General features: G+C 55.8%; 20 protein-coding genes. 15 read left to right on the forward strand and 5 right to left on the reverse strand.

Translation table 11 applies throughout. The features are described 5' to 3' along the window. The first annotated feature begins 13 nt into the window (after positions 1–13). From trkA to M8T91_RS00270, 6 genes are all read left to right on the forward strand, one after another. The gene (gene trkA, locus M8T91_RS00245) at positions 14–1,399 is read left to right on the forward strand and encodes a Trk system potassium transporter TrkA (protein ID WP_301415740.1); all 1,386 of its coding nucleotides are present in this window, start codon (positions 14–16) and stop codon (positions 1,397–1,399) included. Between the two features lie 85 nt (positions 1,400–1,484). After that, positions 1,485–2,936 carry a TrkH family potassium uptake protein gene (locus tag M8T91_RS00250; protein ID WP_301415741.1) on the forward strand — a complete coding sequence of 484 codons (1,452 nt, stop codon included), beginning with the start codon at positions 1,485–1,487 and terminating at the stop codon, positions 2,934–2,936. 99 nt (positions 2,937–3,035) lie between these two features. Continuing rightward, on the forward strand, positions 3,036–4,070 hold the full coding sequence (locus tag M8T91_RS00255; protein ID WP_301415742.1) for an efflux RND transporter periplasmic adaptor subunit: 1,035 nt from the start codon (positions 3,036–3,038) through the stop codon (positions 4,068–4,070). A gap of 52 nt (positions 4,071–4,122) precedes the next feature. Continuing rightward, positions 4,123–4,818 (forward strand): ABC transporter ATP-binding protein, encoded by a 696-nt coding sequence (locus tag M8T91_RS00260; RefSeq protein WP_301415743.1) that lies wholly within the window; start codon positions 4,123–4,125, stop codon positions 4,816–4,818. Further along, positions 4,815–5,972 carry an ABC transporter permease gene (locus M8T91_RS00265; RefSeq protein WP_301415744.1) on the forward strand — a complete coding sequence of 386 codons (1,158 nt, stop codon included), beginning with the start codon at positions 4,815–4,817 and terminating at the stop codon, positions 5,970–5,972. The genes M8T91_RS00260 and M8T91_RS00265 overlap by 4 nt, the downstream gene beginning before the upstream one ends. A 78-nt stretch (positions 5,973–6,050) precedes the next feature. Then, a complete protein-coding gene (locus M8T91_RS00270; RefSeq protein ID WP_301415745.1) occupies positions 6,051–7,238 on the forward strand; it encodes an ABC transporter permease in 1,188 nt (395 codons plus the stop codon). Between the two features lie 39 nt (positions 7,239–7,277). On the opposite strand, the gene M8T91_RS00275 is transcribed toward M8T91_RS00270, so the two are convergent. Beyond that, positions 7,278–8,126, reverse strand: coding sequence for a lysophospholipid acyltransferase family protein (locus tag M8T91_RS00275; RefSeq protein ID WP_301415746.1), 849 nt, complete (start codon positions 8,124–8,126; stop codon positions 7,278–7,280). A 197-nt stretch (positions 8,127–8,323) separates the two neighbouring features. Here M8T91_RS00275 and glyQ point away from each other — a divergent pair, with 197 nt between their 5' ends. The 4 genes from glyQ (at position 8,324) to M8T91_RS00295 (ending at position 15,295) form a co-directional block, all read left to right on the forward strand. Beyond that, the gene (gene glyQ, locus M8T91_RS00280) at positions 8,324–9,280 is read left to right on the forward strand and encodes a glycine--tRNA ligase subunit alpha (RefSeq protein WP_301415747.1); all 957 of its coding nucleotides are present in this window, start codon (positions 8,324–8,326) and stop codon (positions 9,278–9,280) included. Then, positions 9,280–11,361, forward strand: a complete 2,082-nt coding sequence (gene glyS, locus M8T91_RS00285) for a glycine--tRNA ligase subunit beta (protein ID WP_301415748.1) — start codon at positions 9,280–9,282, stop codon at positions 11,359–11,361. The genes glyQ and glyS overlap by 1 nt, the downstream gene beginning before the upstream one ends. 55 nt (positions 11,362–11,416) lie before the next feature. Beyond that, positions 11,417–12,004 (forward strand): D-glycero-beta-D-manno-heptose 1,7-bisphosphate 7-phosphatase, encoded by a 588-nt coding sequence (gmhB, locus tag M8T91_RS00290; protein ID WP_301415749.1) that lies wholly within the window; start codon positions 11,417–11,419, stop codon positions 12,002–12,004. Positions 12,005–12,313: 309 nt separating this feature from the next. Beyond that, the gene (locus M8T91_RS00295; protein ID WP_301415750.1) at positions 12,314–15,295 is read left to right on the forward strand and encodes a S8 family serine peptidase; all 2,982 of its coding nucleotides are present in this window, start codon (positions 12,314–12,316) and stop codon (positions 15,293–15,295) included. Between the two features lie 1,036 nt (positions 15,296–16,331). On the opposite strand, the gene M8T91_RS00300 is transcribed toward M8T91_RS00295, so the two are convergent. Next, the gene (locus M8T91_RS00300; RefSeq protein WP_301415751.1) at positions 16,332–18,539 is read right to left on the reverse strand and encodes a TonB-dependent receptor family protein; all 2,208 of its coding nucleotides are present in this window, start codon (positions 18,537–18,539) and stop codon (positions 16,332–16,334) included. Positions 18,540–18,769: 230 nt separating this feature from the next. On the opposite strand from M8T91_RS00300, the gene M8T91_RS00305 reads away from it, so the two are divergent. The 5 genes from M8T91_RS00305 to M8T91_RS00325 all read left to right on the forward strand — a co-directional run bounded on the left by M8T91_RS00305 (position 18,770) and on the right by M8T91_RS00325 (position 21,849). Continuing rightward, the gene (locus M8T91_RS00305) at positions 18,770–19,213 is read left to right on the forward strand and encodes a GNAT family N-acetyltransferase (RefSeq protein ID WP_301415752.1); all 444 of its coding nucleotides are present in this window, start codon (positions 18,770–18,772) and stop codon (positions 19,211–19,213) included. A gap of 139 nt (positions 19,214–19,352) precedes the next feature. Then, entirely contained in the window at positions 19,353–20,033 is a 681-nt protein-coding gene (locus M8T91_RS00310; RefSeq protein WP_301415753.1) for a phosphoadenosine phosphosulfate reductase domain-containing protein, read from the forward strand. A gap of 1,211 nt (positions 20,034–21,244) precedes the next feature. Then, positions 21,245–21,478 carry a hypothetical protein gene (locus M8T91_RS00315; RefSeq protein ID WP_301415754.1) on the forward strand — a complete coding sequence of 78 codons (234 nt, stop codon included), beginning with the start codon at positions 21,245–21,247 and terminating at the stop codon, positions 21,476–21,478. 12 nt (positions 21,479–21,490) lie between these two features. Continuing rightward, the gene (locus M8T91_RS00320) at positions 21,491–21,670 is read left to right on the forward strand and encodes a hypothetical protein (protein ID WP_301415755.1); all 180 of its coding nucleotides are present in this window, start codon (positions 21,491–21,493) and stop codon (positions 21,668–21,670) included. Positions 21,671–21,672: 2 nt separating this feature from the next. After that, on the forward strand, positions 21,673–21,849 hold the full coding sequence (locus M8T91_RS00325) for a hypothetical protein (RefSeq protein ID WP_301415756.1): 177 nt from the start codon (positions 21,673–21,675) through the stop codon (positions 21,847–21,849). Positions 21,850–21,961: 112 nt separating this feature from the next. Here M8T91_RS00325 and M8T91_RS00330 read toward each other — a convergent pair whose 3' ends face one another. The 3 genes from M8T91_RS00330 to M8T91_RS00340 all read right to left on the reverse strand — a co-directional run bounded on the left by M8T91_RS00330 (position 21,962) and on the right by M8T91_RS00340 (position 26,539). Then, entirely contained in the window at positions 21,962–24,577 is a 2,616-nt protein-coding gene (locus M8T91_RS00330; protein WP_301415757.1) for a TonB-dependent receptor, read from the reverse strand. A gap of 315 nt (positions 24,578–24,892) precedes the next feature. Further along, the gene (locus tag M8T91_RS00335) at positions 24,893–25,702 is read right to left on the reverse strand and encodes an iron chelate uptake ABC transporter family permease subunit (protein WP_301415758.1); all 810 of its coding nucleotides are present in this window, start codon (positions 25,700–25,702) and stop codon (positions 24,893–24,895) included. A 6-nt stretch (positions 25,703–25,708) separates the two neighbouring features. Continuing rightward, positions 25,709–26,539 carry an ATP-binding cassette domain-containing protein gene (locus tag M8T91_RS00340; RefSeq protein WP_301415759.1) on the reverse strand — a complete coding sequence of 277 codons (831 nt, stop codon included), beginning with the start codon at positions 26,537–26,539 and terminating at the stop codon, positions 25,709–25,711. Positions 26,540–26,598: the final 59 nt, after the last annotated feature.

Raw genomic sequence — 26,598 nt, forward strand, 5'->3', positions numbered from 1 at the left:
AGTTTCATGCGATATGAAGATTGTTATTCTCGGCGCCGGCCAAGTGGGCGGCTCACTGGCGGAGGCCTTGGCCTCCGAGCGCAATGATATTGTCCTGGTGGACAGCGACGAGAAAACCCTGCGCGAGTTGCGGGACCGCATTGATATCGGCGTGGTCGTGGGCCATGCCTCGCACCCGGATGTGCTGATGGATGCCGGCATAGAGGATACTGATATCCTGGTTGCGGTCACCAATAACGATGAGACCAATATGGCGGCCTGCCAGATAGCGCACTCCCTGTTTCGCGTTCCGACAAAAATTGCGCGGGTGCGCGCCTCCTCCTACCTGCGCTACCCACAGCTGTTTACTAAGGAGGCTATTCCCATCGATGTACTGATCAGCCCCGAGCAGCTGGTTTCAGATTATATTGCGCGCCTGATGGAGCACCCGGGCGCGCTGCAGGTGCTGGATTTTGCCGATGGCCGCGTACAACTGGTTACGGTGCTGGCCATTCAGGGCGGCCCGCTGGTGGGCCACCAGTTGCGTTATCTGCGCGAACATATGCCCAAGGTAGATACCCGGGTGGCCGCGATCTACCGGCGCAACCGGCCCATTATCCCCCAGGGGGATACGGTGATCGAGGCCGGCGACGAGGTGTTCTTTATCGCCGCGCGTGCCGATATCCGTGCGGTCATGAGCGAACTGCGCCGACTGGAACACGGGTACAAGCGGGTGGTGATCGCCGGTGGCGGCAATATCGGCCTGCGTCTGGCCTCCAGACTTGAAAACCGCTATTCAGTAAAAATTATCGAGCAGAGCCATGGGCGCTGTATATTTTTGTCCGAAGAGCTGTCCCACACCATTATTCTCCACGGCAGTGCCTCGGATCAGGATCTGCTGCTGGAGGAGAATATCGAGGATACGGATGTTTTCCTGGCTCTGACCAACGACGATGAGGCGAACATCATGTCATCCCTGCTGGCCAAGCGCCTTGGCGCACGCAAAGTGATGACCCTGATCAACAACCGCGCCTATGTGGACCTAGTGCAGGGCGGTGAAATTGATATCGCGATTTCACCACAGCAAAACACCATTGGCCGCCTGCTGACCCATGTCCGGCGCGGCGATATGGTCAATGTGCACTCCCTGCGCCGTGGAGCCGCCGAGGCGATTGAGGTGATTGCCCATGGCGATGAGCGCACTTCCAAAGTGGTGGGGCGTAAAATCGAGGATATCGACTTGCCCGAGGGTGCTTCTATCGGTGCCATCGTGCGCAAGACAGAAAATGGCAGTGAAGTATTGATGGCCCACGATGATGTGATCGTAGAAAGTGACGACCACGTGATAGTATTTTTGGTGGACCGTCGCCATACACGCCATGTGGAACAATTGTTCCAGGTGGGCTTCAGTTTTTTCTAAGTCACTGGGGTTTTTATCGATCCGGTAGCCACCGAGTCCACCGTCTATCTGATCACAGCAACAGTTAACAGGCTGACAGGCATCAATGCGGATTGCGGTAATTGCGCGAGTTTTCGGAATTCTCCTGACAGTGTTCAGTCTGACACTGCTGCCGCCGTTCTTCGTATCGCTGTGGTATGGAGACGATACCCACAGTGCCTTTGTGGCGGCCTTTGTGATCACCCTGATTACCGGCCTGTTTATGTGGTTGCCGGTCTACGATCTGCGCGAGGACCTGCGTACCCGCGATGGCTTTGTGGTGACCTCCCTGTTCTGGTTGATCCTCGGCAGTTTCGGCGCTCTGCCCCTGATTATCAGTCCGCAACCGGACCTCAGCGTGACCGATTCGATTTTCGAGTCCATCTCCGGACTCACCACCACCGGTGCCACAGTGATCACCGGCCTGGATTCCCTGCCCCCGGCCATCCTTTACTATCGCCAGCAGTTACAGTGGTTTGGCGGCATTGGCGTGATTGTCATTGCACTGGCAATCCTGCCCATGCTGGGTATCGGTGGTATGCAGCTGTATAAGGCGGAAATTCCCGGGCCGGTAAAAGACACCAAACTCACACCGCGAATCGCTGAGACAGCCCGTGCAATGATAGTGATTTATGTCATTCTCACGGTCCTGTGTGGCATCGGCTACTGGATTGCGGGTATGAGTGTGTTTGATGCCGTTGGCCATGCTTTTTCCACCGTGGCCAACGGCGGCTTTTCCACGCACGATGCCAGTATGGGCTTTTATGCCAACAACCACGCGATCATGCTGATCTGCATTGTGTTTATGCTCACCGCAGCAATCAATTTCGGCCTGCACTTTTACGCTTTCAACAACAAAACACTGAAACACTATTGGCGTGACTCAGAATTCCGTTTCTATATCCTGGTGGTTGTCAGTGCCGCGTTTCTGATCAGCTGTTACCTCTGGTATCTGGATATTTTCTCTCTGGACCAAAGCCTGTTACACGGCTTTTTCCAGGTGGTCTCCATCAGTACCACCGCCGGCTTCTCCTCGGAGAATTTTTCCGCCTGGCCCGTGTTTCTGCCCTATGCGCTATTACTGCTGGGGGTGCTTGGGGCTTGCGCCGGCTCCACTTCGGGCGGAATTAAGGCAGTGCGGGGTATGTTGATTATGAAGTCCGGCCTACGCGAGTTGAACCGGCTGGTGCATACCAATGCGGTGATCCCCATCAAGATTAACCGCAAGCTAGTCCCGAGTCGGGTCACCGATGCCGTATGGGGCTTTTTTGCGGTTTATGTCCTGTCCTTTTTCGTTCTCGCCATTATCGTGATCGCCACCGGTGAGGACTTTGTCACATCGCTCACCACAGTGGCATCCTGCCTGAATAATATTGGCCCGGCCCTGGGGGATGCCGCTGCCCACTATGGCTCCGTGAACGAAGTGGCCAAGTGGTTTCTTATTCTCGCGATGCTGATGGGACGATTGGAAATTTTCACTCTCCTGATCCTGCTGACCCCCGCTTTCTGGCGTCACTGAGGCGGATGCCTCTCGCCACGCAGCGGCAGCACGTGGCAAAATCTGAAGACTTCTGTCACAGTAGCCTTGTCCAAATAAAAGCGATAAGAAACAGGCAGTATGAGTAGAAGCACCAATGAGTTGCTCGATCAGTTGAAGATTGACCGGAATACGCTTCCAGAGACGCCTTCATTGCGCCGAAAAACCCTGTTGGCGGTCTCTGTGGGTACCCTCGCCGGCTTAATCATGGGATTTGCCGGCGCCGGCCTCCTGACCGGTAACCAGCCCGCGGTCGCACCTGTGCAAAGTATTCCTGTAAATGCCACTGCCCCGACGCCAGTCGCCGCCAAGCGTGAACGAATGGAAACCGTGCTCAATGCCTCCGGCTATATCACCGCGCGCCGCATGGCTACAGTTTCCGCCGAGGTCATGGGGTTGATCACCAGTGTGGATGTGGAGGAGGGGATGCGGGTACAGGCGGGGCAGGTACTGGCAAGGCTGAACGATGCCAAGGCACGGGTCAGTCTGGATTTTGCCCTGGCCCAGATCCAGGTACAGCAGGCTCAGGAGGCCAGCATTCAGGCCAGACTGAGGGAGGCGCAGCGACAGTACCGGCGCTTTGCCGGCCTGCGCGACAAAAACTACTCCAGCCAAGCGCAGTTGACCCAGAGCGAAGCCAGCGCCGATAGTTTGCTGGCGGAGTTGAAAAGCGCAAGTGCCAATATCGAGGTGGCCAAACTGGAGGCTCAGCGACAGCGTGAGCGACTGGAGGACCATATTATCCGCGCGCCCTTCGCCGGTGTCGTTACACAAAAAAATGCGCAACCCGGCGAAATTGTCGCACCCAGCTCAGCCGGAGGCGGCTTCACCCGCACGGGCATCTGCACCATCGTGGATATGAACTCCCTGGAAATTGAGGTGGACGTCAATGAGGCTTTTATTGGTCGCGTTTCTGCGGGACAGCGGGTAAATGCCAATCTGGATGCCTACCCGGCATGGGATATTCCAGCCACGGTGATCGCTATTATTCCAACTGCCGATCGCGCCAAGGCTACAGTGCGAGTGCGTATTGGCATAGACAGTAAAGATCCGCGCATCCTGCCGGATATGGGGGTCAAAGTCGGATTTTTGGCCGGGGAGGAAGCTGCGCTCTAGTTTCGAGATGCACTCCCCGGAATAGATTCTTTCTTTCACGAGGGTAATGGAGATGTCAGAAGATGTGCTGTTTCAATTGATGGGCGTCAGCAAAAGCTTTGTTAAAGGCAAAGAAAAAATTTCTATTTTTGACAACCTGAATATGGGTATTGCACAAGGGGATTTTGTCGCAATTATGGGGCCCTCCGGTTCCGGCAAAACTACCCTGCTGAATATGCTCGGTGGTGTGGATCAACCCAGTGGCGGCGAGATTTGGTTTGATGGTACCCGCATTGACTCCCTCAGTGAGAGTGCCCTGACCCGCTGGCGCGCGGAAAATATCGGCTTTATTTTCCAATTTTACAATTTGATGCCGATGCTGAATGCGCAGCGCAATGTGGAATTGCCACTGCTGTTGACAAAACTGCCCAAGACCCGGCGCCGCAAAAATGTGGAAACGGCGCTGGCTCTGGTAGGCCTGAGTGACCGCACCAAACATATGCCCGGCGAAATGTCCGGTGGCCAGCAGCAGCGGGTGGCTATTGCCCGTGCCATCGTCTCGGACCCCAAGCTGATACTGTGTGATGAACCCACCGGCGACCTGGACCGCGGCACTGCCGATGAAATCCTGGAAATGCTGCAGCTGTTAAACCGCGATCACGGCAAGACCATCGTCATGGTCACCCACGACCCGGCTGCGGCCAAATACGCCAAGCGCACCCTGCATCTCGACAAAGGACAGTTTGTGCAGAAGGAAGTGGTGGCATGAACGATCTCTACTTAATTTACAAAAACATGACGAGGAAGCCACTGCGGCTGTTTCTCACCTGTTTTGCCATCTTTATTGCGTTTTTGATCTTTGGTGCCGTCACCAGCTTGAAAAGTGCACTCAATTCCGGCGTGGAACTCTCTGCAGACAATCGCCTGGTGGTGTTTAACCGAATCAACTTTACCAAATCCCTGCCCATTGCCTACTACCAGAAAGTCGCCGCGGTGACAGGTGTGAAGGACGTCACCCATCTGAACTGGTTTGGTGGCTACTATCAGGAACCGGCCAAACAAATTGTCTCCATGGCGGTGGAGCCTGAATCCTATCTGCGCGTCTACGGTGAGGTTATTATTCCCGAGACGCAGAAACAGGCCTGGTTCAACAACCGTCAGGGAGCCTTGGTGGGGGAAAAACTGGCGGAGATGTATGGCTGGAAAATTGGCGACAGAATTCCGGTTTCTTCGAATATTTTTACTCATAAGGACGGTGGCTATACCTGGGAATTTATCGTCTCTGGTATTTTTAAAGGAAATACTGAGCAGTACGATACCCGACATATGCTGTTCCACTACCAGTATTTTATGGAAACCCAGACTTTTGGCGGTGATTGGATTGGCTGGATGGCACTTACCACCGACGATCCGTCGCTGAATGAAAAGGTGGCGAAGGTGATCGACGACACCTTTGCCAATTCCCAGAATGAAACCGACACCAGCACGGAAGAAGCCTTTAATAAGGCATTTATCGAGCAGATTGGTAATATCGGCCTGATCATTTTCTCGGTGGTCTTTACCGCGTTTTTCACCATTCTTGTTGTGGTTGGCAATACCATGGCGCTGTCCATTCGCGAGCGCACCGGAGAAATTGCCGTACTGAAAACCCTGGGATTTTCCAGCACGAGAATTTTTCGCATGGTTTTATCCGAGTCCATGCTGATTGCACTGATCGGCGGCCTCTCCGGGCTGGCGGCCGCCTGGTTTCTGGTTGAGGTGGGGAAAACCTTCCTTGCACAGTTTTTACCCAGCCTGATTTTAGATGGCAATGTGGCCTTGCAGGCACTGGTATTTATGCTGTTGCTCGGCCTCGTCACCGGGCTGCTGCCGGCTTTTAATGCGCTGCGTGTGAATATCGCCACGGCATTTAACCGCCAATAATAATTTGTTTTATCTTCAGCCTGTTGCGACCCCTGTTATATCGGGAATGACAGCGAAGCTTCGACGAGGAGGGAAAGAATGGGTTCTCTTATTGCACAAATTGTCTCGGTAACCTTGATGAATCTCGGCAGTTTGCGCCGTCGCCTTTGGATGTCGCTGGCCATGGTGTTGGCTTCGGCAGTGGTGGTGGCAATATTGCTGGCATTTCTCGCCATGGCCAAGGGTTTCGAGGAGACCATGCGCGGTGCCGGCTCCAGCCAGATCGCCATCCTGATGCGCGAGGGCTCTTCAACCGAACTCAATTCGGTGATTCTTCAGGATCAGGTCAACCTGATTGGCGCATCTGCCGGTGTCGCTCGTGGCACCGACGGTCCGTTGATTTCACCGGAGCTTTACGTGATTGTGGATGGCATCAAGAAGTCCAGCGGAACCGAGGCCAATATCCCCCTGCGCGGGCTCAATACAGCCGGTATGGATATGCGTACCAATATGCGTTTGGTAGAAGGGCGCCTGTTTACCCCGGGTACCAACGAGTTGGTTGTGGGCGCGGGGGTACTGCGGGAGTTCGATGGCTTCGAGATCGGCAGGGCGGTGCGCTTTGGCAAAAACCTGTGGACTGTGGTGGGTGTGTTTGCCACTGAAGGCAATATTTTTGAAAGCGAGCTGTGGGCGGATATCAATATTATCCAGAGCCACTACAATCGCGGCAACAGCTATCAGTCAATCCGCGTGAAGCTGGAAAATGATGGAGACCTTGGGCCGCTACAGAAAACCCTCGAAAGGGAACCGCGCCTGAATCTGGAGATTCAGACCGAACGCGATTATTTCGCCAGCCAGGGAAAACAATTGCAGTACATTGCCATTTTCGGCTGGATTGTCAGTGCCATTATGGCCCTCGGTGCCCTGGCCGGCGCGCTCAACACCATGTACACCTCAGTGGCGGACCGGGCCAGGGAGATCGCCACTCTGCGCGCGCTGGGTTTCAGCAGTTTTTCCGCCTTCTGCGGCACGGTTGCCGAGGCCATGGTGCTGGCGGTCGCCGGCGGCCTCCTCGGTTCCCTCGCTGCGTTTGTTTTCTTTGACGGTCTCAACACCTCCACTCTGGGGGGTAGCTTTACCCAGGTGGTTTTCAGTTTTGAGATGTCGCCGGAGCTGTTTCTGCAAGGAGCCATACTGGCGTTGGTCATCGGCTTTATCAGTGGTTTTTTCCCCGCCTGGCGCGCGGCGCGCATGCCGGTGATTGTGGCATTTCGTCACGGAGCCTGAGCGGGCTGCTGCGTACAAGCAAAGGTGCCCTCACGGAGCCTACTGTTTCTTGCGGTAGACGGTGCTTTTGCCCTGTGGCTGTTTGCGAAAGCGTTTGTATTCCCACTGGTACTGTTCCGGTGCTGCGGCAATACAGGCCTCCACGCCGCGATTCATGGCCGCCAGGGAAACCTTCTGCTCGTCACTGTAGATCGCTTTCTCCGCGGGCAGGAAAACCAGTTCGAAGCCTGCCTCCACCCGCATGCCAAAGCCGAATACACAGTGACACTGGGTGCGTTTTAGCAGGTTGTGGGCCAGGGTCATGGTGAGTGCCGGACGACCGAAAAAGGGGGCGAAGTCGCCGCCCATATCCGGCTCCTGGTCGGGCAGCACCATGGCGATATGGCCGGCCTTCAGGCACTTGAGCAGGGCGCGCACGCCGTGAACATTGGTGGGTACCATCTGGGCGCCGGTTTGCTCACGGCCAGTGCGGATAATCGAATCCAGGGCGGCAATTTTTGGGGGTGCATACAGCGCCATGGAGGGTCTCAAAGACGCCAGGAAGATACCGAAAATCTCCCAGTTGCCCGTATGCGGCATCAGCACCAGTGTACCGCGACCATCCTCGTTGCCCTGTGACAGCAACTGCAGATTGCGTACCCCCAGGATAGTGTTTTTATTGACAGCCCAGGAGTGATGCCAGAGGCTCGCCATTTCGCAGCCGGTCATAGCAGTGCTCACCACACTCTCGCGAGCCAGTTGCTCCCGTTTTCCAGCGTCCATGGCCGGGTAGCAGAGCCGCAGGTTGATACGACTCAGGCGCAGGCCCTCTGTGCGAAACAGCACCGCCAGTCCGCCGGCGCAGCGCCCCAAGTGCCGCGACCATTTCAGTGGCAGTCTGCCCACCATTTTTAGTACACCTGCCGCGAGGTACCCCTTAATATCCACTGCACTCACTTCCTATACCAAACGCCGCAGCAAACGGCCAAGAGACCAGACACAGCTGGTCAAACTGCCCGGCACGGCCACAGTGCTTTAAGCGCGAGAGCTGCTGCCGCTATAATTGCGTCCCTTTGCCCACAGCTGATACTGATCCGGAGATAACGGTGTCCAAGCAATACGATCTCAGTACCTTTCAGGGACTTGCTTTTGCCCTGCAGGATTATTGGGCGCGCCAGGGGTGCGTCATTCTACAGCCTCTGGATATGGAAGTGGGTGCCGGCACCTTTCATCCGGCGACTTTCCTGCGCGCCGTGGGTCCGGAAAACTGGAACGCAGCCTATGTACAGCCATGTCGCCGCCCCACCGACGGCCGCTATGGCGAAAACCCCAACCGCTTGCAGCACTACTACCAATACCAGGTGGTGTTGAAACCGTCCCCGGACAATATCCAGGAACTGTACCTCGACAGCCTGCGCACCATGGGGGTGGACCCGGCCATCCACGATATCCGCTTTGTGGAGGACAACTGGGAGTCCCCGACCCTGGGCGCCTGGGGTCTCGGCTGGGAAGTGTGGCTAAACGGTATGGAAGTGACCCAGTTTACCTATTTCCAGCAGGTAGGTGGTCTGGAGTGCTTCCCGGTCACCGGCGAGATCACCTATGGTCTCGAGCGTATCGCTATGTACTTGCAGGGCGTGGAATCCATCTACGACCTGGTGTGGACCCGCAACCCAGGTGGCAGCCCCGTCACCTACGGCGATGTTTTCCACCAGAACGAAGTGGAGATGTCCCACTATAACTTTGAACACGCCGACGTAGAGTTCCTGTTCGCCACCTTCGATCACTGTGAACGCGAAAGTGCGCGCCTGATTGAACTGGGCCTGCCGCTGCCCGCTTACGAGCAAGTCATGAAGGCCTCCCACGCCTTTAACCTGCTGGATGCACGCCACGCCATCTCAGTGACCGAACGCCAGCGCTATATCCTGCGTGTACGCACCCTGGCCCGCGCCGTGGCACAGGCTTACTACGATGCGCGCCGCGCCTTAGGCTTCCCCATGGCAGATGAAGCCTTGCGGGCAGATATTTTGGCGGAAGACATCGAGCAAGAGGAGAAGCAGTAATGGCTCAGGATTTTCTGGTAGAGCTGGGCACCGAAGAGCTGCCACCCAGGGCGTTGCACAAATTGATGAACGCTTTCGCCGAGGGTATTACCCAAGGTCTCAAGGGCGCCGAGCTGTCTTTTGGCGAGGTTAAAGCCTACGCAGCTCCGCGCCGCCTGGCAGTAGCGGTGTTCGGCTTGGCAGACAAGCAGCAAGACAAACAAATTGAAAAGCTGGGCCCGGCCGTCAAAGTCGCCTTCGATAAAGAGGGTAAGCCCAGTAAAGCCGCTGAGGGTTTCGCCCGCAGCAACGGCGTGACCGTTGAAGAGCTGGGACGCAAAGAGACTGACAAAGGCGAGCGCCTGGCTTTTATCAGCGAGCAGAAAGGCGCTGAAACTGAATCCTTATTGGCGGGCATTGTCGAGAAAGCGTTAGCTCAACTGCCTATTCCCAAGCGTATGCGCTGGGGTGCGCGCCGCGAGGAGTTCGTGCGTCCGGTGCACTGGCTCGTCATGCTGTTTGGCAACAAGGTGGTAGATGGCGAAGTGCTGGGCTTAAAAGCCGGTAATACCAGCCGTGGTCATCGCTTCCACTGCAATCGCGCGCTGGAGATCCACTCCGCCCACGATTATGCGCAGGTTCTGCGCGAGCCCGGCTACGTAATGGCGGACTTCGCCGAGCGCCGCGAAGCCATTCGTGCCCAGGTGATTGCCGAGGCCAATAACGTCAACGGTGAAGCGGTAATCGACGACGATTTGCTCGACGAAGTGACTGCGTTGGTGGAATGGCCTGTCGCCCTCACCGGCCGCTTCGAGGAGCGCTTCCTGGAAGTGCCCGCAGAAGCCCTGATCTCCTCCATGAAGGCGCACCAGAAGTATTTCCACGTGGTGAATGAAGATGGCCAATTGCTGCCTTTCTTTATCACCGTGTCCAATATCGAGAGCCAGGATGCCGCCCAGGTGATCCACGGCAATGAGCGCGTCATCCGCCCGCGACTGGCAGATGCCGCCTTTTTCTTCGAGACCGACAAACAGACCAGTCTGGAGTCTCGTCGGGAGAAATTGCGCCAGATTGTGTTCCAGCAACATCTGGGCAGTGTCTACGACAAGACCGAGCGGGTCTCCGCTCTGGCGCGTGCCATCGCTGAACAGGTGGGTGCCCACAGCGACTGGGCCGAACGCGCCGGGCGCCTGTGCAAGTCGGACCTGGTTACCGAAATGGTGTTTGAATTCGCCGATATGCAGGGTATCGCAGGTTACTATTACGCGGAAAACGATGGCGAGCCGCTGGATGTAGCCAAGGCCATGTATGAACAGTACATGCCCAAATTCGCCGGTGACGAGCTGCCCGCCAGTGAGACCGGTACCGTGATCGCCCTGGCGGATCGCCTGGATACTCTGGTGGGCATCTTCGGCATCGGCCAGCCTCCCAGCGGCTCCCGTGATCCCTTCGCCCTGCGCCGCGCCAGCCTCGGCATTATCCGCATTCTGGTGGAAAAGCGTCTCGACCTGGATCTGCGCCAACTGCTGGAGCTGGCTCGCGACAACTATCCGCGCACTGCCCTGGGGGAGTATGACAGGGTTGTGGAGCAGGCCCTGCAGTATGTGTTGGAGCGCTTTCGCGCCCGTTATGAAGACGAAGGTATCGCCGCCGAGGTGTTTATGTCGGTGGCCGCACGCAATTTGTCGTGCCCACTGGATATCGACAACCGCGTGCACGCGGTCAACGCCTTCAGCCAGCTGCCGGAGTCCGGTGCCCTGGCTGCCGCCAACAAGCGTGTTTCCAATATCCTCGCCAAGCTTGACACCGCCTTGCCCGAAACTATCGACGAGGCCCTGTTGCAGGAAGAGGCGGAGAAGGCCCTGTACGCCGCTGTGCAGGTGGCCCGAGCTGAGGTGGAGCCGCTGTACAGCGATGCGCACTTCGCCGAGGGTCTCGCTGGCCTGGCGGGTTTGCGGGAAACCGTAGACACTTTCTTTGACCGTGTGATGGTGATGAGCGACGACGAGCGACTGCGCGAGAACCGCCTGGCCCTGCTGGCCCAGCTGCGGGCACTGTTTCTGCAAGTTGCCGATATTTCCCTGCTGGCACCGGCCAAATAACCCCTATAGGAGCCCCGGCTTCTGCTTCGCTTCAAACCAACAGGGCGCATCAGTCATGCCAATGATCATTCTCGGGCGCGATGGGGTTATCAACGAAGCCCCCGACACCTGCGTCAGATCTGCTGATGAGTGGCAGCCCCTGCCCGGCAGTATCGAAGCCCTGGCTGCGCTCAGTCGCGCCGGTTACCAACTGGTGATTGCCACCAACCAGAGCGGTCTGACCCTCGGTCGGTTTGATCTCGATGACCTTGAGGCCATACATACCAGGTTGCGCGCGCTGGTGGAGGATGCCGGCGGTGAGATCGCCGCGATCTTTTACTGCCCCCACGGCCCCGAGGACCACTGCCGTTGCCGTAAACCCAAACCGGGATTACTCGAAGCGATAGAGGCGGAGTTCGATACCAGTTTGCACGGATGCTATCTGCTTGGGGATAAGCTCGAGGATTTGCAGTTGGCGCTGGCAAAAGGCTGCAAGCCGGTACTGCTTAAATCCGGTGAGGGGGAACGCACGTTGAAAAAGATAATGGCGCATTCCAATCCAGACCTTGAGAACACGGTTCTATTTGCGGACTTGGCGCAGTTTGCTCAATTTTTGTTGGGCGGGTGTGTGGAGGACGCAAACAGGTTTCCGGCTGCGCCTTGAACCGGTCGATTTGCATATACATGACTTGCTTATCTTTCTCTACCTGCCCTTTCCGCCGCACCCATCACTACACAATAAATTGTGTGCCAACACGTTGAGTTGTAGACGACATTCCTTTAAAAGCTGGTAATGGGACGGGCAAGTCCACCATTGCAACCGCTATTTCTGACAGACCATGGATGGGCGCGGCGTTTCGAAGAGGGCCCTGTTGCGCGGCACTGAAAATACAGTGTGTGCCGCAGCGTTACAGAGATTACCCTGCCAGCCGCTATTTTCCCGCCTGCGTAAAAACATAAAAGGAACTTTTTAATGAAAAAAACGATAATTTTCGCGCTCATGACCGGACTGCTCATTTCGGGCAGCAGTTTTGCTGAAACGGGCAGTGGCAAACCCGCTGCCAATGCCGAAAAGCACAGAAAGGTTTATATCGTTCAACTAAATGGTGAACCGCTATCCTCTTACAGCGGCGCCGCCCCCGGATCGTCCGCGGTGAAATCCGCTTTGCAGCGCAGGCTTGACCTGCGCAGCGGCAGCTACCGACACTATGCCGGGTTCCTCAAGTCGCGCCGTGAGCGGGTGCTGTCCTCCATGCCCAGTGTGCGCAAGGTGCATGAGTACGATACGGCCTTTAACGGTTTCGCGGCGGTAATGAGCAAAAAAGAAGCCGAGGCGTTGCGCAGTCACACTGAGGTCAAGGGCGTATGGGAAGATCGTCTGCTCAAACCCCATACAGATTCCACTGCGGACTTTCTCGGCCTGACCCGTGTACCCAGCCCCTGGCTCTGGGGGATAACCGGTGAAAATGTGGTTGTCGGTGTGATCGATAGCGGTATTCACCCCGAGCATCTGAGCCTTGCCGACATCCCCACGCCCCGCCAGGGTAACCGCGGCGCTTCTATTCCCTACGGGCCTGTGCCCGAATCCTTTGTTGGCGAGGGCTGTGATTTCGGCAATACCGCATTCAACCCCAACGACGCTGCCTTCACCTGTAACAACAAACTGATCAAGGCCAAGTCCTTTTCCGACGCCTTCCGCTCCACGGGTACACTGGCGGACTACGAATTCCTCTCTGCGCGGGATGCCGACGGGCACGGCACCCACACCGCCACCACCGCCGCCGGCAACTACGGTGTGGTGACACCGGAAGGGGAAACCCTTACCGGCATGGCGCCGCGGGCAAGGGTTGCCGTGTACAAGGTATGCTGGGATGCGCCGAACCCGGACGACAGCGGCTGCTCCTCGGCGGACGCTATGGCGGCTATTGACGAGGCCGTGGCCGATGGCGTGGACGTGATCAACTACTCTGTGGGTGGCGGCAGCACCATCTTCACCGGTGCGGACGATATCGCATACCTGTTTGCTGCGGATGCGGGTGTTTTCGTTGCCACTTCCGCCGGTAACGGGGGCCCCGGTGTCGCCACCATCGGCACACCTTCCGGCGTTCCCTGGATCACCGCAGTGGCTGCCGCTGAGGATGACCAACGCTTTGGTACAGCATTGCGCGTGGATTCACCAGCGCCTATCGCCGGAACTTACGATGCTCTGGAGGGCAGTGGCCCCGTCTCCATGCAGGACGCTGGGCTGCTGTCGGCACCTGTCCTCGTCAGTGTGCCGCTCGAAGCTTGCGCTGCACTCGATAACAGCGCGGTTATGGCAGGCAAAATCGCCCTGGTAAAACGCGGGGGCTGCTCCTTCACGGACAAGTACAATAATGTGGCGGACGCCGGTGCGGTTGCGATCGTCGTATACAACGATGGCACGGCGGAGGATCGCTTTGATCCGATTGCCATGTCCGCGCCGGACACGCGTATTCCCGGCGTGATGATCCGCTATGCGGATGGCGAACTGATTGCGGGCAGTGAAGGCGTCAGTGGCATACTGGACCCCGCACTGCAGATTTCCCGCGAAGACCGTATCGCCAGCTTTTCCTCCCGGGGCTACAATGCCGGCGCGCCGGATATTATCAAGCCGGATGTGGCGGCACCGGGTGTTGGCATTCTCGCCGGTATTTCGCCGACGCTAAGCGGTGGCAGCCTATTTGGACGCCTGAGTGGTACCTCCATGGCCAGCCCCCATGTGGCTGGTGTGATGGCGCTGCTGAAACAGGCCCACCCGGACTGGTCTCCGGCAATGGCCAAGTCCGCGCTTATGAGTACGGCCCGCACCGACTTGCGCAAAACATTCGGCCCGGAAATGGCAGATCCGTTCGATATCGGTGCCGGCGCCATCGCACCCTCTTCCGCTCTCCAGCCCGGCCTGGTTTACGACGCCGGTTTTAATGACTATTTGGCGTTTTTATGCGGCGCTGAAAATCAGCCGCAAATTGTCGAGCGCACGACCTGTGACAACCTGGTTAATCTGGGTTATTCCATTGACAGCAGTGACCTGAACTTGCCCTCTATCGGTATTGGTGCACTGGTGGGAACCCAGACCGTAAAACGCCGTGTCACCAGCGTATCCCGCGGCTCAAAGTGGTACTGGGTCTCGGTTAATGCGCCGGTTGGTGTCGAGGTACAGGTACATCCGCGCGTGCTGCGATTAAGAGAGGGGGAAAGCGCGGAGTTTGAGGTTACGTTCACAGTCACTGAGAACGCTGCAATGAACAAGTGGGCTTTCGGCGACCTGAGCTGGCAATCAGTGGGCACCCGCTACTATGTGCGCAGCCCCGTCGCCGTCCGTCCGGTAGCCTTGTCGGCACCAACACAGGTCGCCGCTGAAGGTACCGACGGCATCCTCAATCTGGATGTGCGGTTCGGCTATAACGGCGACTACCAGGTGACGGTAAACGGCCTGGCAGAAGGCGTGGCCAATCCCGGCAGTGTAGAGGACGGCGGTTCCCAATTGATCTTCTTCGACGTGCCGGAAGGAACGAATCTGGCCCGCATAGCCCTGTTCGATGCCGATGTAGGCGATGGCAGCGGCAGTGATGATCTGGATTTACGGGTGTTTGGGCCGGCTCCCGATTTCCCGGAAGTGGGCAGCAGCGGTTCTGAAACCTCTACCGAGTCCGTGACCATACTCAACCCCGCGCCCGGGGAATACGCCGCGTTTGTCGATGACTACGATTCTGCAGCAGGCGCAACGCCTTTCACGCTGTTTAATTTCAACCTGACCGGTGACAGTGGCAATACCCAGTTGAATGCACCGGGCCAGGCGCAACTGAATAGCAGCGGCACTATCGCGCTTGAGTGGATGGGGCTTGCGCCCAATACCCGCGCCCTCGGCATCCTGAACCACGGCAATGGCGCGCAGGCCTTCGCGGAAACTGAAGTGATGGTCAACACTCAGTGAGAGGATAACTTGCCCCGCCATTGGGCTACTTTATCACTTCCGAATACCGGCAAAGACTTTTTTGTCTGCGCCGGTATTTTTTTACAATGACTGACAATCGCTCTCGGTTTAAATACAGCGACAATTTTCAAGAAATCAGGGTTAAAGTCTTTATCCCAGAAAGACCACCAGCATGAGGTAACCTGTTCAAATCCAACGTGTTGTGAGGGCACTCTCCCAAATTACTGCTCATTGATTGGGGTCATTAGGTATTCAATGACAGACCGTTTTAGAAAAAATACCTGCTTATAAAATCCCGCCTAAACCGTTGTGTTGGTCCAGACATGAAACAACCGACTATAGAGAAAAAGACATACTTATACTTACGACAAACGTCCGTATAATATTCGACAAATAGCCTTATTGTTACAAAGTTAATCTGGTTTCAATCCCTTCTCTAGTACTGTTTGATAGGCGACATAAACGCGTTGGATAGTGAGTGCAGTAAAATCGGTACCAAAGTTCTGCCAAATTGCAAGGTGCCGATTTTATAAGAGCTATTGCTTGTACATATAATGTATGCATAGAAGGAAAAGTCACCCCAACCATAACCAGTAAGATAATCTTCCGTGATGGGCCAAATTGGCATTGGCAACTGCGGTGGAGGTAGGGGTACAAGATACATCAACTTGATAGGGAGCACTTGAGAAAAGGCAAAACCGACTGAATATTATTAAAAGGCTGGATTCAGTGTAAGAGGTACGTTTGGCATCTCTCAGACCGTTGATCGCCATCATAAGGTACCGCCCCGGTTCGTAAACGATCATGTTGATGCTATCCAGAAGCCAATCATTACCTGAAGTGTAAGCCTGAAATATTTGGAAGTCGCCCTCTCTTAAACTGGGTGTCATTCACCAGCGATTTAACGAATAGCTAGTGCGTTGCAAGTGCGCATCCGGTTCGGAGGAGAGGCGACTTGGCCGCTAAGTTACTGCAGCGAATTACGGTAGACAACTACAACAGTAACTGAACGGCCACGGTATTTGGCCAAAGTGATTCAGAAGATGTACTTGATCCCCACAGTGGCCGCGCGCGGCCGGTTGGCGCGGGCGCCTTCCGGGCTGCGGCTGATAATCACCTGCTCGTCAAACAGGTTATCCACTTTCAGGTAACCGGTCAGGTCGGCGCTGAAATCGTAGTGTGCGGCGGCATCCACCACCCACAGGGACTCGGTGTAATCGAACTGGTTGGCACCGCCGCGGTTACAGCGGGTGTTGACACACATCTCATCCTGATAGGCTGCGGTGAGGTTCAGGCGCCAGGCGGCGCCACTGTCCAGGCCCGCAGATACCGCGAAGACATTTTCCGGCAGGTATACCAGGTTATCGCCGGCCAGCAGGAGTTCCTCAGGGTTCACATCGCAGAGGGGGTCCCCATTGCAGAGCGAGTCCTGGTCTTCGGTGACCTCCGCATCAGTGTAGGTGTAGGTGGCACGCACTGGCAGGGTCCAGCCGTTTGCGAGCACCCACTCGCTGCCCAAGGCAGCTTCCAGGCCCTTGATTTCCGCCTCACCGAGTTGAAAGGTGCCACTTTCGGCTCCATTGGGGCAGGATACGGCCACAGAGCAGTTCTGCACTGCATTCTCATAGTCGCTATAGAAGGCGATCAGCTCGGCGGCGAGGGTGCCGTTATCAAAGCGTGCACCCCACTCATAGTTGGTGGATAACTCGGGACCCTGGCCATTTTTAGCACCGGCACCGGGCGGGGCGAAACCGCGATGCACACCCGCCAACAGGCCCCACTGCTCGCTGACCTGATACACCAACCCCAGCCCCGGCAGCCACTCATCTACTTGGTTTGAGCGGTCACTGCCTTTCTCTGTACGCTGCGCATCGTTGTAGCGCTGTTGCTGGGTTTCCAAATCCTCATAACGCAGTACCGCCGTCAGGGTCAGTTTATTGCCCAACTGGATATCGTCGGAGATAAAGAAGGAGGTGGCATCGGCCTCTTCAATACGGTTATTACTAGGGCTTGGGAGTTCAACGCGATCAAATACCAATTGACCATTAATCTGGTCATAGATCTCCACGGGCTGGTATCTGTCCACCTCATCCCAATGCCGTCGTAAACCTAGGGTCAATTCGTGGTTGATGGAGCCGGTATTGAACAGCCAGTCGGCGCTGACCTGGATACCCTTGGATTCGTACTCACGATTGTTGTGCTTGATGCCAAAATCACGGTAATCCTGCTGCCCATCGAGTATCGCTTGCGCACTGGCAGCTACAGTTTCGTTGTCGCTATTGGCATCATCAATCAGGCCTCCGAGGCTGACCTTAAACCAGTCACGCTTGAACTTGTTGTAGTAGGCCTGGGTATGCAGCGTGAAGCCCTCGTCCAGTTCGATGCTGTGATTCAGCTGCACGGTGCTGTGGCGGTTCTGCATTTCATCCAGGGCGCTGATGCCGTAGCGGCGGTTGGGGTCGTCGTTTAAGTCGGCATCGCTCAGTCCCAGGTAGCTCATGCCGGACTCCTCTTCGGAGTACTGCAGTTTGATATCCAGTTGCTGACGATAGGTCGCATCCGCATCGGAGCGCAGGCGGCCCTTGAGCAGGTAATCCTCTTTGGCAATATCCGCGCTGCCGGCGCGATCGATGCTGCGGAAACCATCTGCATACTGTTGCTGGGTTTCCAGCAGCCAGCCGGTGTTTTCGGTGCTGGTGCCGTAATAGCTGTGCAGGCGAGCCTCGCCATACTCGCCGGCTTCGAGTTGTACTATGCCTGCAGGGCTTTCCGGGATTGGTGTGCTGAGCATATTCACGGCGCCGCCCACCGTGAATGGGCCGTAGAGCAAGGCAGCGGGGCCCTTCAGCACTTCGATGGCATCCAGACGGCCGGCGCTGGGGAAATAGTAGGCCTCGGGGGCTGAATAAGGTGCGGGCGCAATCAACACGCCATCTTCCATCAGAGAGATCTTGCCGGAGCGCCCCCCCTGGGCGCCGCGAATCCCGATGTTCGGCCGCAGGCCGTAACCATCCTCTTCCAGCAGGTAGACACCCGGCACCGAGCGCAGTATGCGGTTGATATCCACAAATTCAAACTCGGCCAACTCGTCGGCGTCGATCAGGTGTGCAGAACCCGGCAGGCTGGAGATGGATTCGGGATCGCCGATGACGGAAACAGTCTCCAGGCGCTCTTCGGCCAGACTCGGCATAGCCGTCAATGCCGCCAGGGCAAATGCCAGTGGCGAACGGGGGAAAAGTGTCATGGACCCTCCAGGAATTGAGTAGTATTAATAATGTTTTATTTGTTAATAAGAATGATTACATTTTACCATTGATTTGAGGTTCAACAGTTATTTTTTTGATTGCCCTTTGATGTCACTGGTGGATTGTCCCGTTTCGGATGGTTTCCACCCGATTGGGAGAACATTTTGTAGGGGCCGTACTTTGCCCTGATTAGGATTGTGCCTGTGTATCTGTCTCGGGAGCGCCGCCCGTGATTAGGAAGGCAGAATTCAAAGAGCTGGATCGGCTGGAACAGCTGTGGTTGCACGCTGCGGTCAGCTCACACCCCTCCCTGCCCCGAGCCTTCTGGCTAAATAGGGTACGCCAGTTTCGCCGTGAGTGCCGACGCGCCGGTCTGTGCCTGGTGTTTACCGGCCGTCACCCGGCGGTCGCCGAAGCCTTTATCACTGTTCTGGATCAAGACCGGCTTGCCCACCTGTGTGTCAGCCCCCTGTTTGCCGGTTGCGGTATCGGTGCAAGCCTGGTAGCTGCCGCCGGGCAGGGGAAAACCCAACTGCAGACCCGGGTGCTGAGGGAGAACTTGCGCACACGTTATTTCCTGCAGAGGTATGGCTTTGTGGAAACCGGGCGCTGCTACTGTGCGGAATACGGACAGTCGCTGATTCTGATGCGCTGCAGCACACTGCGGGGATAGTGGGGCAGGACATGCCCGTTGCGCGGCGGTGAATTGCTTATAACTGAAAATTATTACTTCAATTCTTTTTATTGTTTCTATATAGATAAGGAACTGGGTAGCATGCCTTCCATCCTAGTTTTTCTGTGCACTGATTTTTATGGGACGTAACGCTTCCGCCAATTCCCTGCATGTGGCTTCTGACCCATTCTTCCATCACGGCGCCGATTTGGACGCATTGAATCGCGATTTCGTCGGAGAGAAGCCCAGCGAGATCATGCGATTTACCATGGAGCGTGCGCAAAACCCGGTGGTGTTTACCAATTTTCGCCCGCTGGCGGTGGCTTTTTTACACCTGGTGACCAGAGAAAAACCGGATATTCCGGTGATCTGGGTAGACCATGGCTATAACACGCCGGAGACCTACCGCCATATAGAATCTGTAGTAAGCAAGTTTAATCTGAATCTGCGCACCTATGCCCCGAAGATGTCAGCGGCCCATTACCATGCCGTGTATGGCGGTATCCCCCCGCTGGACACTCCCGAGCACGACTTTTTTTCCCGCACGGTAAAACTGGAGCCATTCAATCGTGCCATGGGGGAATTGAAACCGGATGTCTGGTTGAACGGTATCCGCCACGACCAGAACGCACATCGCAAAAACCTGGACATTTTCACCCTGGGCAATCACGGCACCATCCGCGTGGCGCCGATGTTCCATTTGAGGGAAGTGGATGTGGAAGGCTATGTCTACGACAATAAGCTGCCGGATAACGATGTGTACTTTGACCCCACCAAGGGGGAAGAGCACCGGGAATGTGGATTGCTGCTGGAAAAGTAACGGTGCTCCAGCCCAACGGGGTCTAAACGCCTCGCGTGTGTGCAGCTATTTCCTGTGAGGCCTCGGTTGATCCACTTCGCTGTTATCTGTCAATTCTATCGGTCAGTGTGTGGCACTGCGGCTATTGTAAAGGCGCGCACCGATTTGCTGTCGACAGCGGGGTTTGTGCCGCAATGAACATCCCCCAGGTAGACATCTAACCATGCCGTAGTGGGCTTCCGGTTTTTTTACCTGGTGGAACCCCTTTTTGCCCGGGTAACCCGTTTAAGGAATAAGGTTTTTGGGCGGTTGAGAATAATCGCAGGCCTATTGAGACTTTCCCCTTTCAAATCCTTCTGCCCTGCTAAATCTGACCATAGTGTGTGTCTCACAAAGTTTGGCATTATACCAGTAAGAGAATTTTACGGGCTGCGGCCATTAATCAGGAAATACATCTGGTGGGCAGGGCTGGCACGAAGATAACGATTGGTGCCAAGCCTTAGTACAGTGTGTTGCCACGGGACCTGTTTTAGTAAAGTGTGTGTAATTTGTTGCGCTTTTTCAGGCCGGAAACTTTTGAAAAACTCGACCGGTTTGCGCGTGCTTAGGTGGCTAACCGTTGTTGACTTGATTGGAATTCAGCGTATTCCCGGGAGAGCATCCGAAACTTTTTGAGGTCTTCTGCCAGCATCTTCCCCTATTCGAGATTCCCACTTGCTGCTACCCGGAGCTGCTTGCGGGGCATTTTAAAGCAATTTCATGGATGTACTTTACCGACAATCACAACCCAATATAATTGAGAAAATACCCCTGTCATCAGGATCACTCAAGCCAGTTTTAACTTCGGTGATACTAGGGTGAGCGCATTCGAAAACACCTGAGCAATCGTAGCGAAGGGCTATCGACGTTTGCCAAGACTTTGAAAGCTCCTTACGCGGGAATTGTGGAGATCAGTGTAGTTATCGACTTTGTCGCCGGTCCGGCTGTGGTTTCACACAGAGCATGACGACTGCTTTTTTGAAGAACAGAAAAACTGCTGCAATGGTTATCCTGCGCGCAATAAGGCGGCTATTTGGGATGACAGCTTTGCGCCTATCTGGCCCGACAATGAATTTTGTGTCAATACTCTGAAGAGTATGCATTTTCTGCAGTGCCCGTCGCGTTTGTTACAGGGTGGGCTATCCTGTTGTTAACTATCAATTCTATCAAGCACGGCAGCACTGGAATCCCTTTTGAGGAATCTGTTCGATCGCTTTAGCCGATCTAGAAAAGCACGATATACAACCGGAGTGGTTGGTCTGGTTATCGCTGTGCCGTTCCTGCTTTGGGGGATCTTCGGTGCTATGGGCGTTGTTCCGTCACTACAAGCGGTTTTTGGGATATCGGGGCTGCGCATTCCTGCGGCAATCACGATTTTCGGTTTATTGATCGCCGCCGTTGGCTTCTGGGACTATGGTGACAATTAACTGGAGATTCCTGTGTTTAAGCTTTCGGATGTTTTTATTCTGTTGGCGGTCGCCATATCCTTTGCCCTGTCCGGGTATCTCTGGTTTAGTGGATACAGGGAACAGGGGGTTTTCACCGCGCTTTGGGTGCCGAGCATTCTGGCTTTTGGCATCTATTTTAAAGTATCGGCTTTAATTGCGCGCAGGGATTGACAGTGTCTGATTTATTCATTCTTGTGATCGCGGCTTGTGTATTTATTTGTATGTTGATCGGTATCGTGTTGACGGTATACGAATTACACAAGGCTGGTTCGGAACCCGTTCGTCCTGGGGTCAATAGTGGGATGAATGCGGACAACCCAAAAGAAAAGGCGCAAGATCCACGCAGCTAGCGCCTTTGATTGTGCTCAAAGGTCGTGGAATTCCCTCGCACACACGGGAAGTGTAGCAGTAAAGCAGGGAGGCACTGCGCCTCCCTTCCCGGGAAAAGCCCGCTACCGCTGATCAAAAGGTGTAAGTCATTTTTCCATAGATAAAACGGCCGCGCGGATCGTGCTGGGACTGCACATAACCATACAGATCGGCATCGCCGTCACCGATCGCAAAGGGAGGCGCTTCGTCGAAAACATTATCCGCGCCCAGGCTTAGAATCATATTTGCAAAACCGGTATATCGCGCTTGCAGGTTCATGGTCAGGAATGAGTCCACCGTGCGGGAAGTATTGGTGTCATAATCAAGTGTGCCGTCAAAGTCAATATCCGGCGTATCCTCGAATTCGCCGATATAACTCAGGCCTGCGCTGAATCCAAAACGGTCAAAGGTCCAGTCGCCTGTCGCATTCCAACGATGTTGGGGATATTCGTATTCTCCGGCCAAATCTCTTGTCAGGAACGCGTCGCCATCTGCGTTCAATTCTACGCGTTCGAATTCCATCAAGTAGGAATAATCAAACCGCAACCCGAGATTGCCACCGGCCAGGGCCAAACCGCTGTAAACGAAACTGAGGTCGACACCAGATACTTGCTGTTCGCCGATATTGGTAAAGCCACTGCGAATGGATTGCAATGCCCCCAGAGATTCTCCCTGTCGCGGTGTGCCCCTTTGACAGATGGTGCTACTCTGGTCATTACAATGCCTGCGGTAAAGGAACCCGAAAGGCGCCTCGTCAATCTTGCCTTCTTGGGTGATCTTCCAGTAGTCCAGGGACAATTGAAATCCTTCGATGGGCTCGAAAACAGCGCCGATATTGAAGGATTCGGATTCTTCGGCGTCCAGGTCGGGGTTACCGGAATAAATGATGGTGTAGTCGGTTTGACTGCAGTATGCCTCATTGACCTCGCAGCCGAAGGTATCTTTGAAGAACAGGGATTCCTGTGAGTCACCAAGACCAATTTGTGCCAGAGAGGGGGCACGGAATCCGGTACCCCAGGAGGCGCGCAGAGACAACTGGTCACTGGCGGTCCACAACAGATTGGCCATGGGATTAGTCGTGCTGCCAAAGTCGCTGTAATCGTCGTAACGGCCGGCCAGGGTCAGGTCGAGATTGGCGGGTAGGGGAATGGCGATTTCCACAAAGGCGGAAGTGATATCCCGGCTGGCTTTGGCGGAAACGGACTCGGTGCCAAAAATCAGACCGCGCTGGAACTGGTCATCGGGGATATCGGCGGCTTTTTCCTCGCGGTATTCGAGCCCCGCTGCCATTGCGACCATTCCGCTGGGAGTATTGAACAGGTCGCCGTTGATAGTGAGGTCGTAACTGGTGAGTTCGGATTTGCCCTGACGCACCAGACTGGTGGTAATGGCATCAATCACAGCGTCCGGATTCTGCACACCACCGAAGGGGTTGTAGCGCCCCGCATTGATTTCCTCCTGCAGCAGGTCCGTGCGAACCCAGCCCTGGGAGCGGTCTCCGGTCTGAGTGGATTCGCTGCGGGAACGCTGTACAGAGGTCTCCCAGTCCCAATCGGCAATACTGCCGCGCAATCCGAACACGCCGCGCAGATTATCAGTCTCTATGTTCCACTGCCGTGCGCCTGCATCCACGGTGCGATAGCGGAAGATATCCACACGTTCACCGAAGGGGTTGTTGGGATGATCTGCCTCCACGTAGAGTTCGGCATCTCCATCCAGCGGGGTGGGGGCGCCCTGGGCCACAGAAGTATTGTGCTGCACGGCAATTTCGCTGAAAAATTCAATATTCTCGGTCAGATCCGTATGGCCGAGCATCAGTAGACCGGTGCGCTCCGCCTCCGGGGTGATCAGGGTCCAGGGGCCGTAATCGTAGAGGCAGACCTCCCCGGTATCACGCTCTTCGGGACAGTTCGGGTCGGGGACTGTTATTCCGTTGGGAAGTGTGAAGCTGCCTGGGTAGCCCCGCGACGAGCGGAAGTCTTCTCCACCCCGTCCGGACTGATTGGCGGTGCCCAGACCGCTGCGTTCGGAACTGGCCAGGCGACTGTTTTTATGGTGGTCAAGTATCACTGTGAGGTTGGAGCCTTCGCCATTGATGCCCCAGACTGCGGAAAGGGACTGTTCGTCATAACCATCGGCACCGCCGTAATCCATGGAGATCTCCGCGCCTTCGAAATCCTTGCGCAGCACCAGGTTGACCACACCGGCCACGGCATCGGATCCATAAATAGCGGAGGCGCCGTCCTTCAGGACTTCTACCCGCTCAACAGCGGCCAGGGGAATACTGTTGATATCGACAAAGTTGGTGGTGATGCCCTCGGCAAAAGCGCTGATGGCCACACGCCGGCCATTCACCAGCACCAGGGTGGCATCCGCGCCCATACCGCGCAGGCTCACAGCAGCAGCGCCGTTGGCGGTGGAGTCCTGGTTATTGCCGCGAGTGGAAAAGGTGCCATTACCAGCGGCCGGGTTCTTTTCGAACAATTGTTGCAGATTGGTGTAACCGGATGTTTCGATGGTCTCGCGATCCAGAACCTGGACTGGTGTGGCATTCTCAAATTCGGTATTGCGACTGATGCGCGATCCCACAACAGTGATCTCTTCGATGGCGCCTTCCTCGGCGGCGATGAGTGTTTGTGGTGTTGTTGCTGCGGCAGCGGCCAGGATGGCGCTGGCCAGTAACGTGCGGCGGGGAGTGAAATTTTCCATGATTCTTGCTCTTCCTTTTGTCGTCATTATCCGTGACTGGCCCAAATTGGCTGGTCGTCGCGCAACACTAGCAACGGCGGAATATTGAAACAATTGGCTGTTGGCCGGGCAGAGGTTTATTGAAGAAATGGGTGATATAGATCCCATTATTCAGAAAACCAAAGCGCCAAACTGCAACGGTAGCGGTTTATCCTAAGCACTTGAAGTGTGGGGAATGCCAGGCGGGTTTGCGCAGTTTCTTTCTAAGGTGGCAACCAAATACACCGTCCAGGTCTTGTTGGCTTGCCGGTGCATTGCTCAAAAGGCATCCAGTGGCTATCTGGTTCCGGTTGGCCACAACTGACAGATAAGGAAGAGTAGCGAGGCTGCCAGTACGATGGCGGGGCCTGCAGGGGTATTCCACAGAATCGAGGCCAGCAGGCCGAGCACGACGGCAAAGCATCCGATCAGCGATGCCATCATGGCCATGAACTCCGGTGTACGGGAGAGCTTATGCGCAGCCGCTGCGGGAATGATCAACAGCGCGGTGATCAGCAATACACCCACGACTTTCATGGCGATGGCAATCAGCAGTGCCAGCATCAGCATCAGTGCCAGGCGTACACGCTCTACGGGTATTCCCTCAACGGAAGCGAGTTCCTCGTGCAGAGTGAAGGCCAGAAGTTTCTCCCAGAGAAAACAGAGCAGCAAAAGAATCCCCACTGCAGTGGTAGACATCAGCAGCAGGTCCTGGCTATTGACTGCGAGCAGATCGCCGAGCAACAGGGAGAGTAAATCCGCTTTAATCCCGAACAGGCCTATGGTGACAATGCCGAGGGCGAGCATTGAGTGGGAAAGAATCCCAAGCAGGGTGTCCACAGCGAGTTTCTGGCGACGCTGCAGGTATACGAGCAGTATTGCCAGCAGGCAACAGGTGCCGCCTATCGCCAGTATTGGAAGAATATGCAAAACATAACCCAGAGCCACGCCGAGCAGGGCGGTGTGCGCCAGGGTATCGCCAAAGTAGGCCATGCGTCGCCAAACGGCAAAACACCCCAAAGGACCGCTCACCAAAGCGACCAGCAGGCCGGCGCCCAGGGCGTACCAGAGGAATTGACTGTGCAGTAATTCGCCAGGCTCAATCACTGATGTTCACTCTTCGTCTCTGCTCGCAGCGGTTGGACCGGAGTGCTTGCGCGGGCAATCGGTCGCCTTCGCGATATCGCCACTGAGGTTATGGTGGTGGTTATGCTGATGGGTGTAAGGGGCCACCTTGTCGCCGAAGAGCTCCAGATAGGCCGGGTCCCGGCTGACCTGTTCCGGGAGACCCTGACAACAAATATGCTGATTGAGACACAGCACCCGGTCTGTAGCTGCCATGACCAGGCGCAGATCGTGGGAAACCAGTAGAACGCCACAGCCGAGTTCGTCCCGGAGCGTGGCGATCAACTGGTATAATTCACCCTGCCCACCCACATCCACACCCTGGGTGGGTTCATCCAGTACCAGTAGGTGTGGTTTGCGGGATGCCGCGCGGGCCAGCAGGACTCTCTGCATCTCTCCGCCGGAGAGGTTGGAGAGGTTGGTGTTTTTTAGTTGCCCGGCCCCGACTCTGTCCAGTGCGGCCTGTGCCTGGGAGGGCTGCAAGCGCCGCTGGCCCAATAATAAAAAGCGTTCAACAGACATGGGCATGGCGCTGTCAATATGCAGTCGCTGGGGCATATAGCCGATACGCAGCCCCGGTTTGCGCCAGATCATACCGCCGCTGGGCCGTGATAGGCCCAGCAGCAGTCGCAGCAGTGTGGTTTTGCCGGCACCGTTGGGACCGATAAGAGTGACAATGTCGCCCTGTAGCAACTCTACAGTAATGTCCTTTAGCAGTTGCCGACCGGCGAGCTGCAGAGAGACATTGTCGGCAGTAATGAGCGACTCGGAAGGGCTCAGGGTGAAATCTCCGGGGCTGGCGTGGGCAACAAGAGGCATGGGTGTTACGGCTTTGCTGCAAGTCCACTGGGTTGGGTACTGACCAATCGGGCTGGCGG

It is taken from the genome of Microbulbifer sp. MI-G, from assembly GCF_030440425.1.
Lineage (GTDB): Bacteria > Pseudomonadota > Gammaproteobacteria > Pseudomonadales > Cellvibrionaceae > Microbulbifer > Microbulbifer spongiae.

Bases quoted from the DNA above. Each gene is read 5' to 3' on its own strand.
- M8T91_RS00265 (WP_301415744.1), top strand. From the start codon at position 4,815: ATGAACGATCTCTACTTAATTTACAAAAACATGACGAGGAAGCCACTG.
- M8T91_RS00275 (WP_301415746.1), bottom strand. From the start codon at position 8,126: ATGGTGGGCAGACTGCCACTGAAATGGTCGCGGCACTTGGGGCGCTGC.
- trkA (WP_301415740.1), top strand. From the start codon at position 14: ATGAAGATTGTTATTCTCGGCGCCGGCCAAGTGGGCGGCTCACTGGCG.
- M8T91_RS00330 (WP_301415757.1), bottom strand. From the start codon at position 24,577: ATGGAAAATTTCACTCCCCGCCGCACGTTACTGGCCAGCGCCATCCTG.
- M8T91_RS00270 (WP_301415745.1), top strand. From the start codon at position 6,051: ATGGGTTCTCTTATTGCACAAATTGTCTCGGTAACCTTGATGAATCTC.
- M8T91_RS00310 (WP_301415753.1), top strand. From the start codon at position 19,353: ATGGGACGTAACGCTTCCGCCAATTCCCTGCATGTGGCTTCTGACCCA.
- M8T91_RS00255 (WP_301415742.1), top strand. From the start codon at position 3,036: ATGAGTAGAAGCACCAATGAGTTGCTCGATCAGTTGAAGATTGACCGG.
- M8T91_RS00295 (WP_301415750.1), top strand. From the start codon at position 12,314: ATGAAAAAAACGATAATTTTCGCGCTCATGACCGGACTGCTCATTTCG.
- M8T91_RS00300 (WP_301415751.1), bottom strand. From the start codon at position 18,539: ATGACACTTTTCCCCCGTTCGCCACTGGCATTTGCCCTGGCGGCATTG.
- M8T91_RS00340 (WP_301415759.1), bottom strand. From the start codon at position 26,539: ATGCCTCTTGTTGCCCACGCCAGCCCCGGAGATTTCACCCTGAGCCCT.
- glyS (WP_301415748.1), top strand. From the start codon at position 9,280: ATGGCTCAGGATTTTCTGGTAGAGCTGGGCACCGAAGAGCTGCCACCC.
- M8T91_RS00250 (WP_301415741.1), top strand. From the start codon at position 1,485: ATGCGGATTGCGGTAATTGCGCGAGTTTTCGGAATTCTCCTGACAGTG.
- M8T91_RS00260 (WP_301415743.1), top strand. From the start codon at position 4,123: ATGTCAGAAGATGTGCTGTTTCAATTGATGGGCGTCAGCAAAAGCTTT.
- gmhB (WP_301415749.1), top strand. From the start codon at position 11,417: ATGCCAATGATCATTCTCGGGCGCGATGGGGTTATCAACGAAGCCCCC.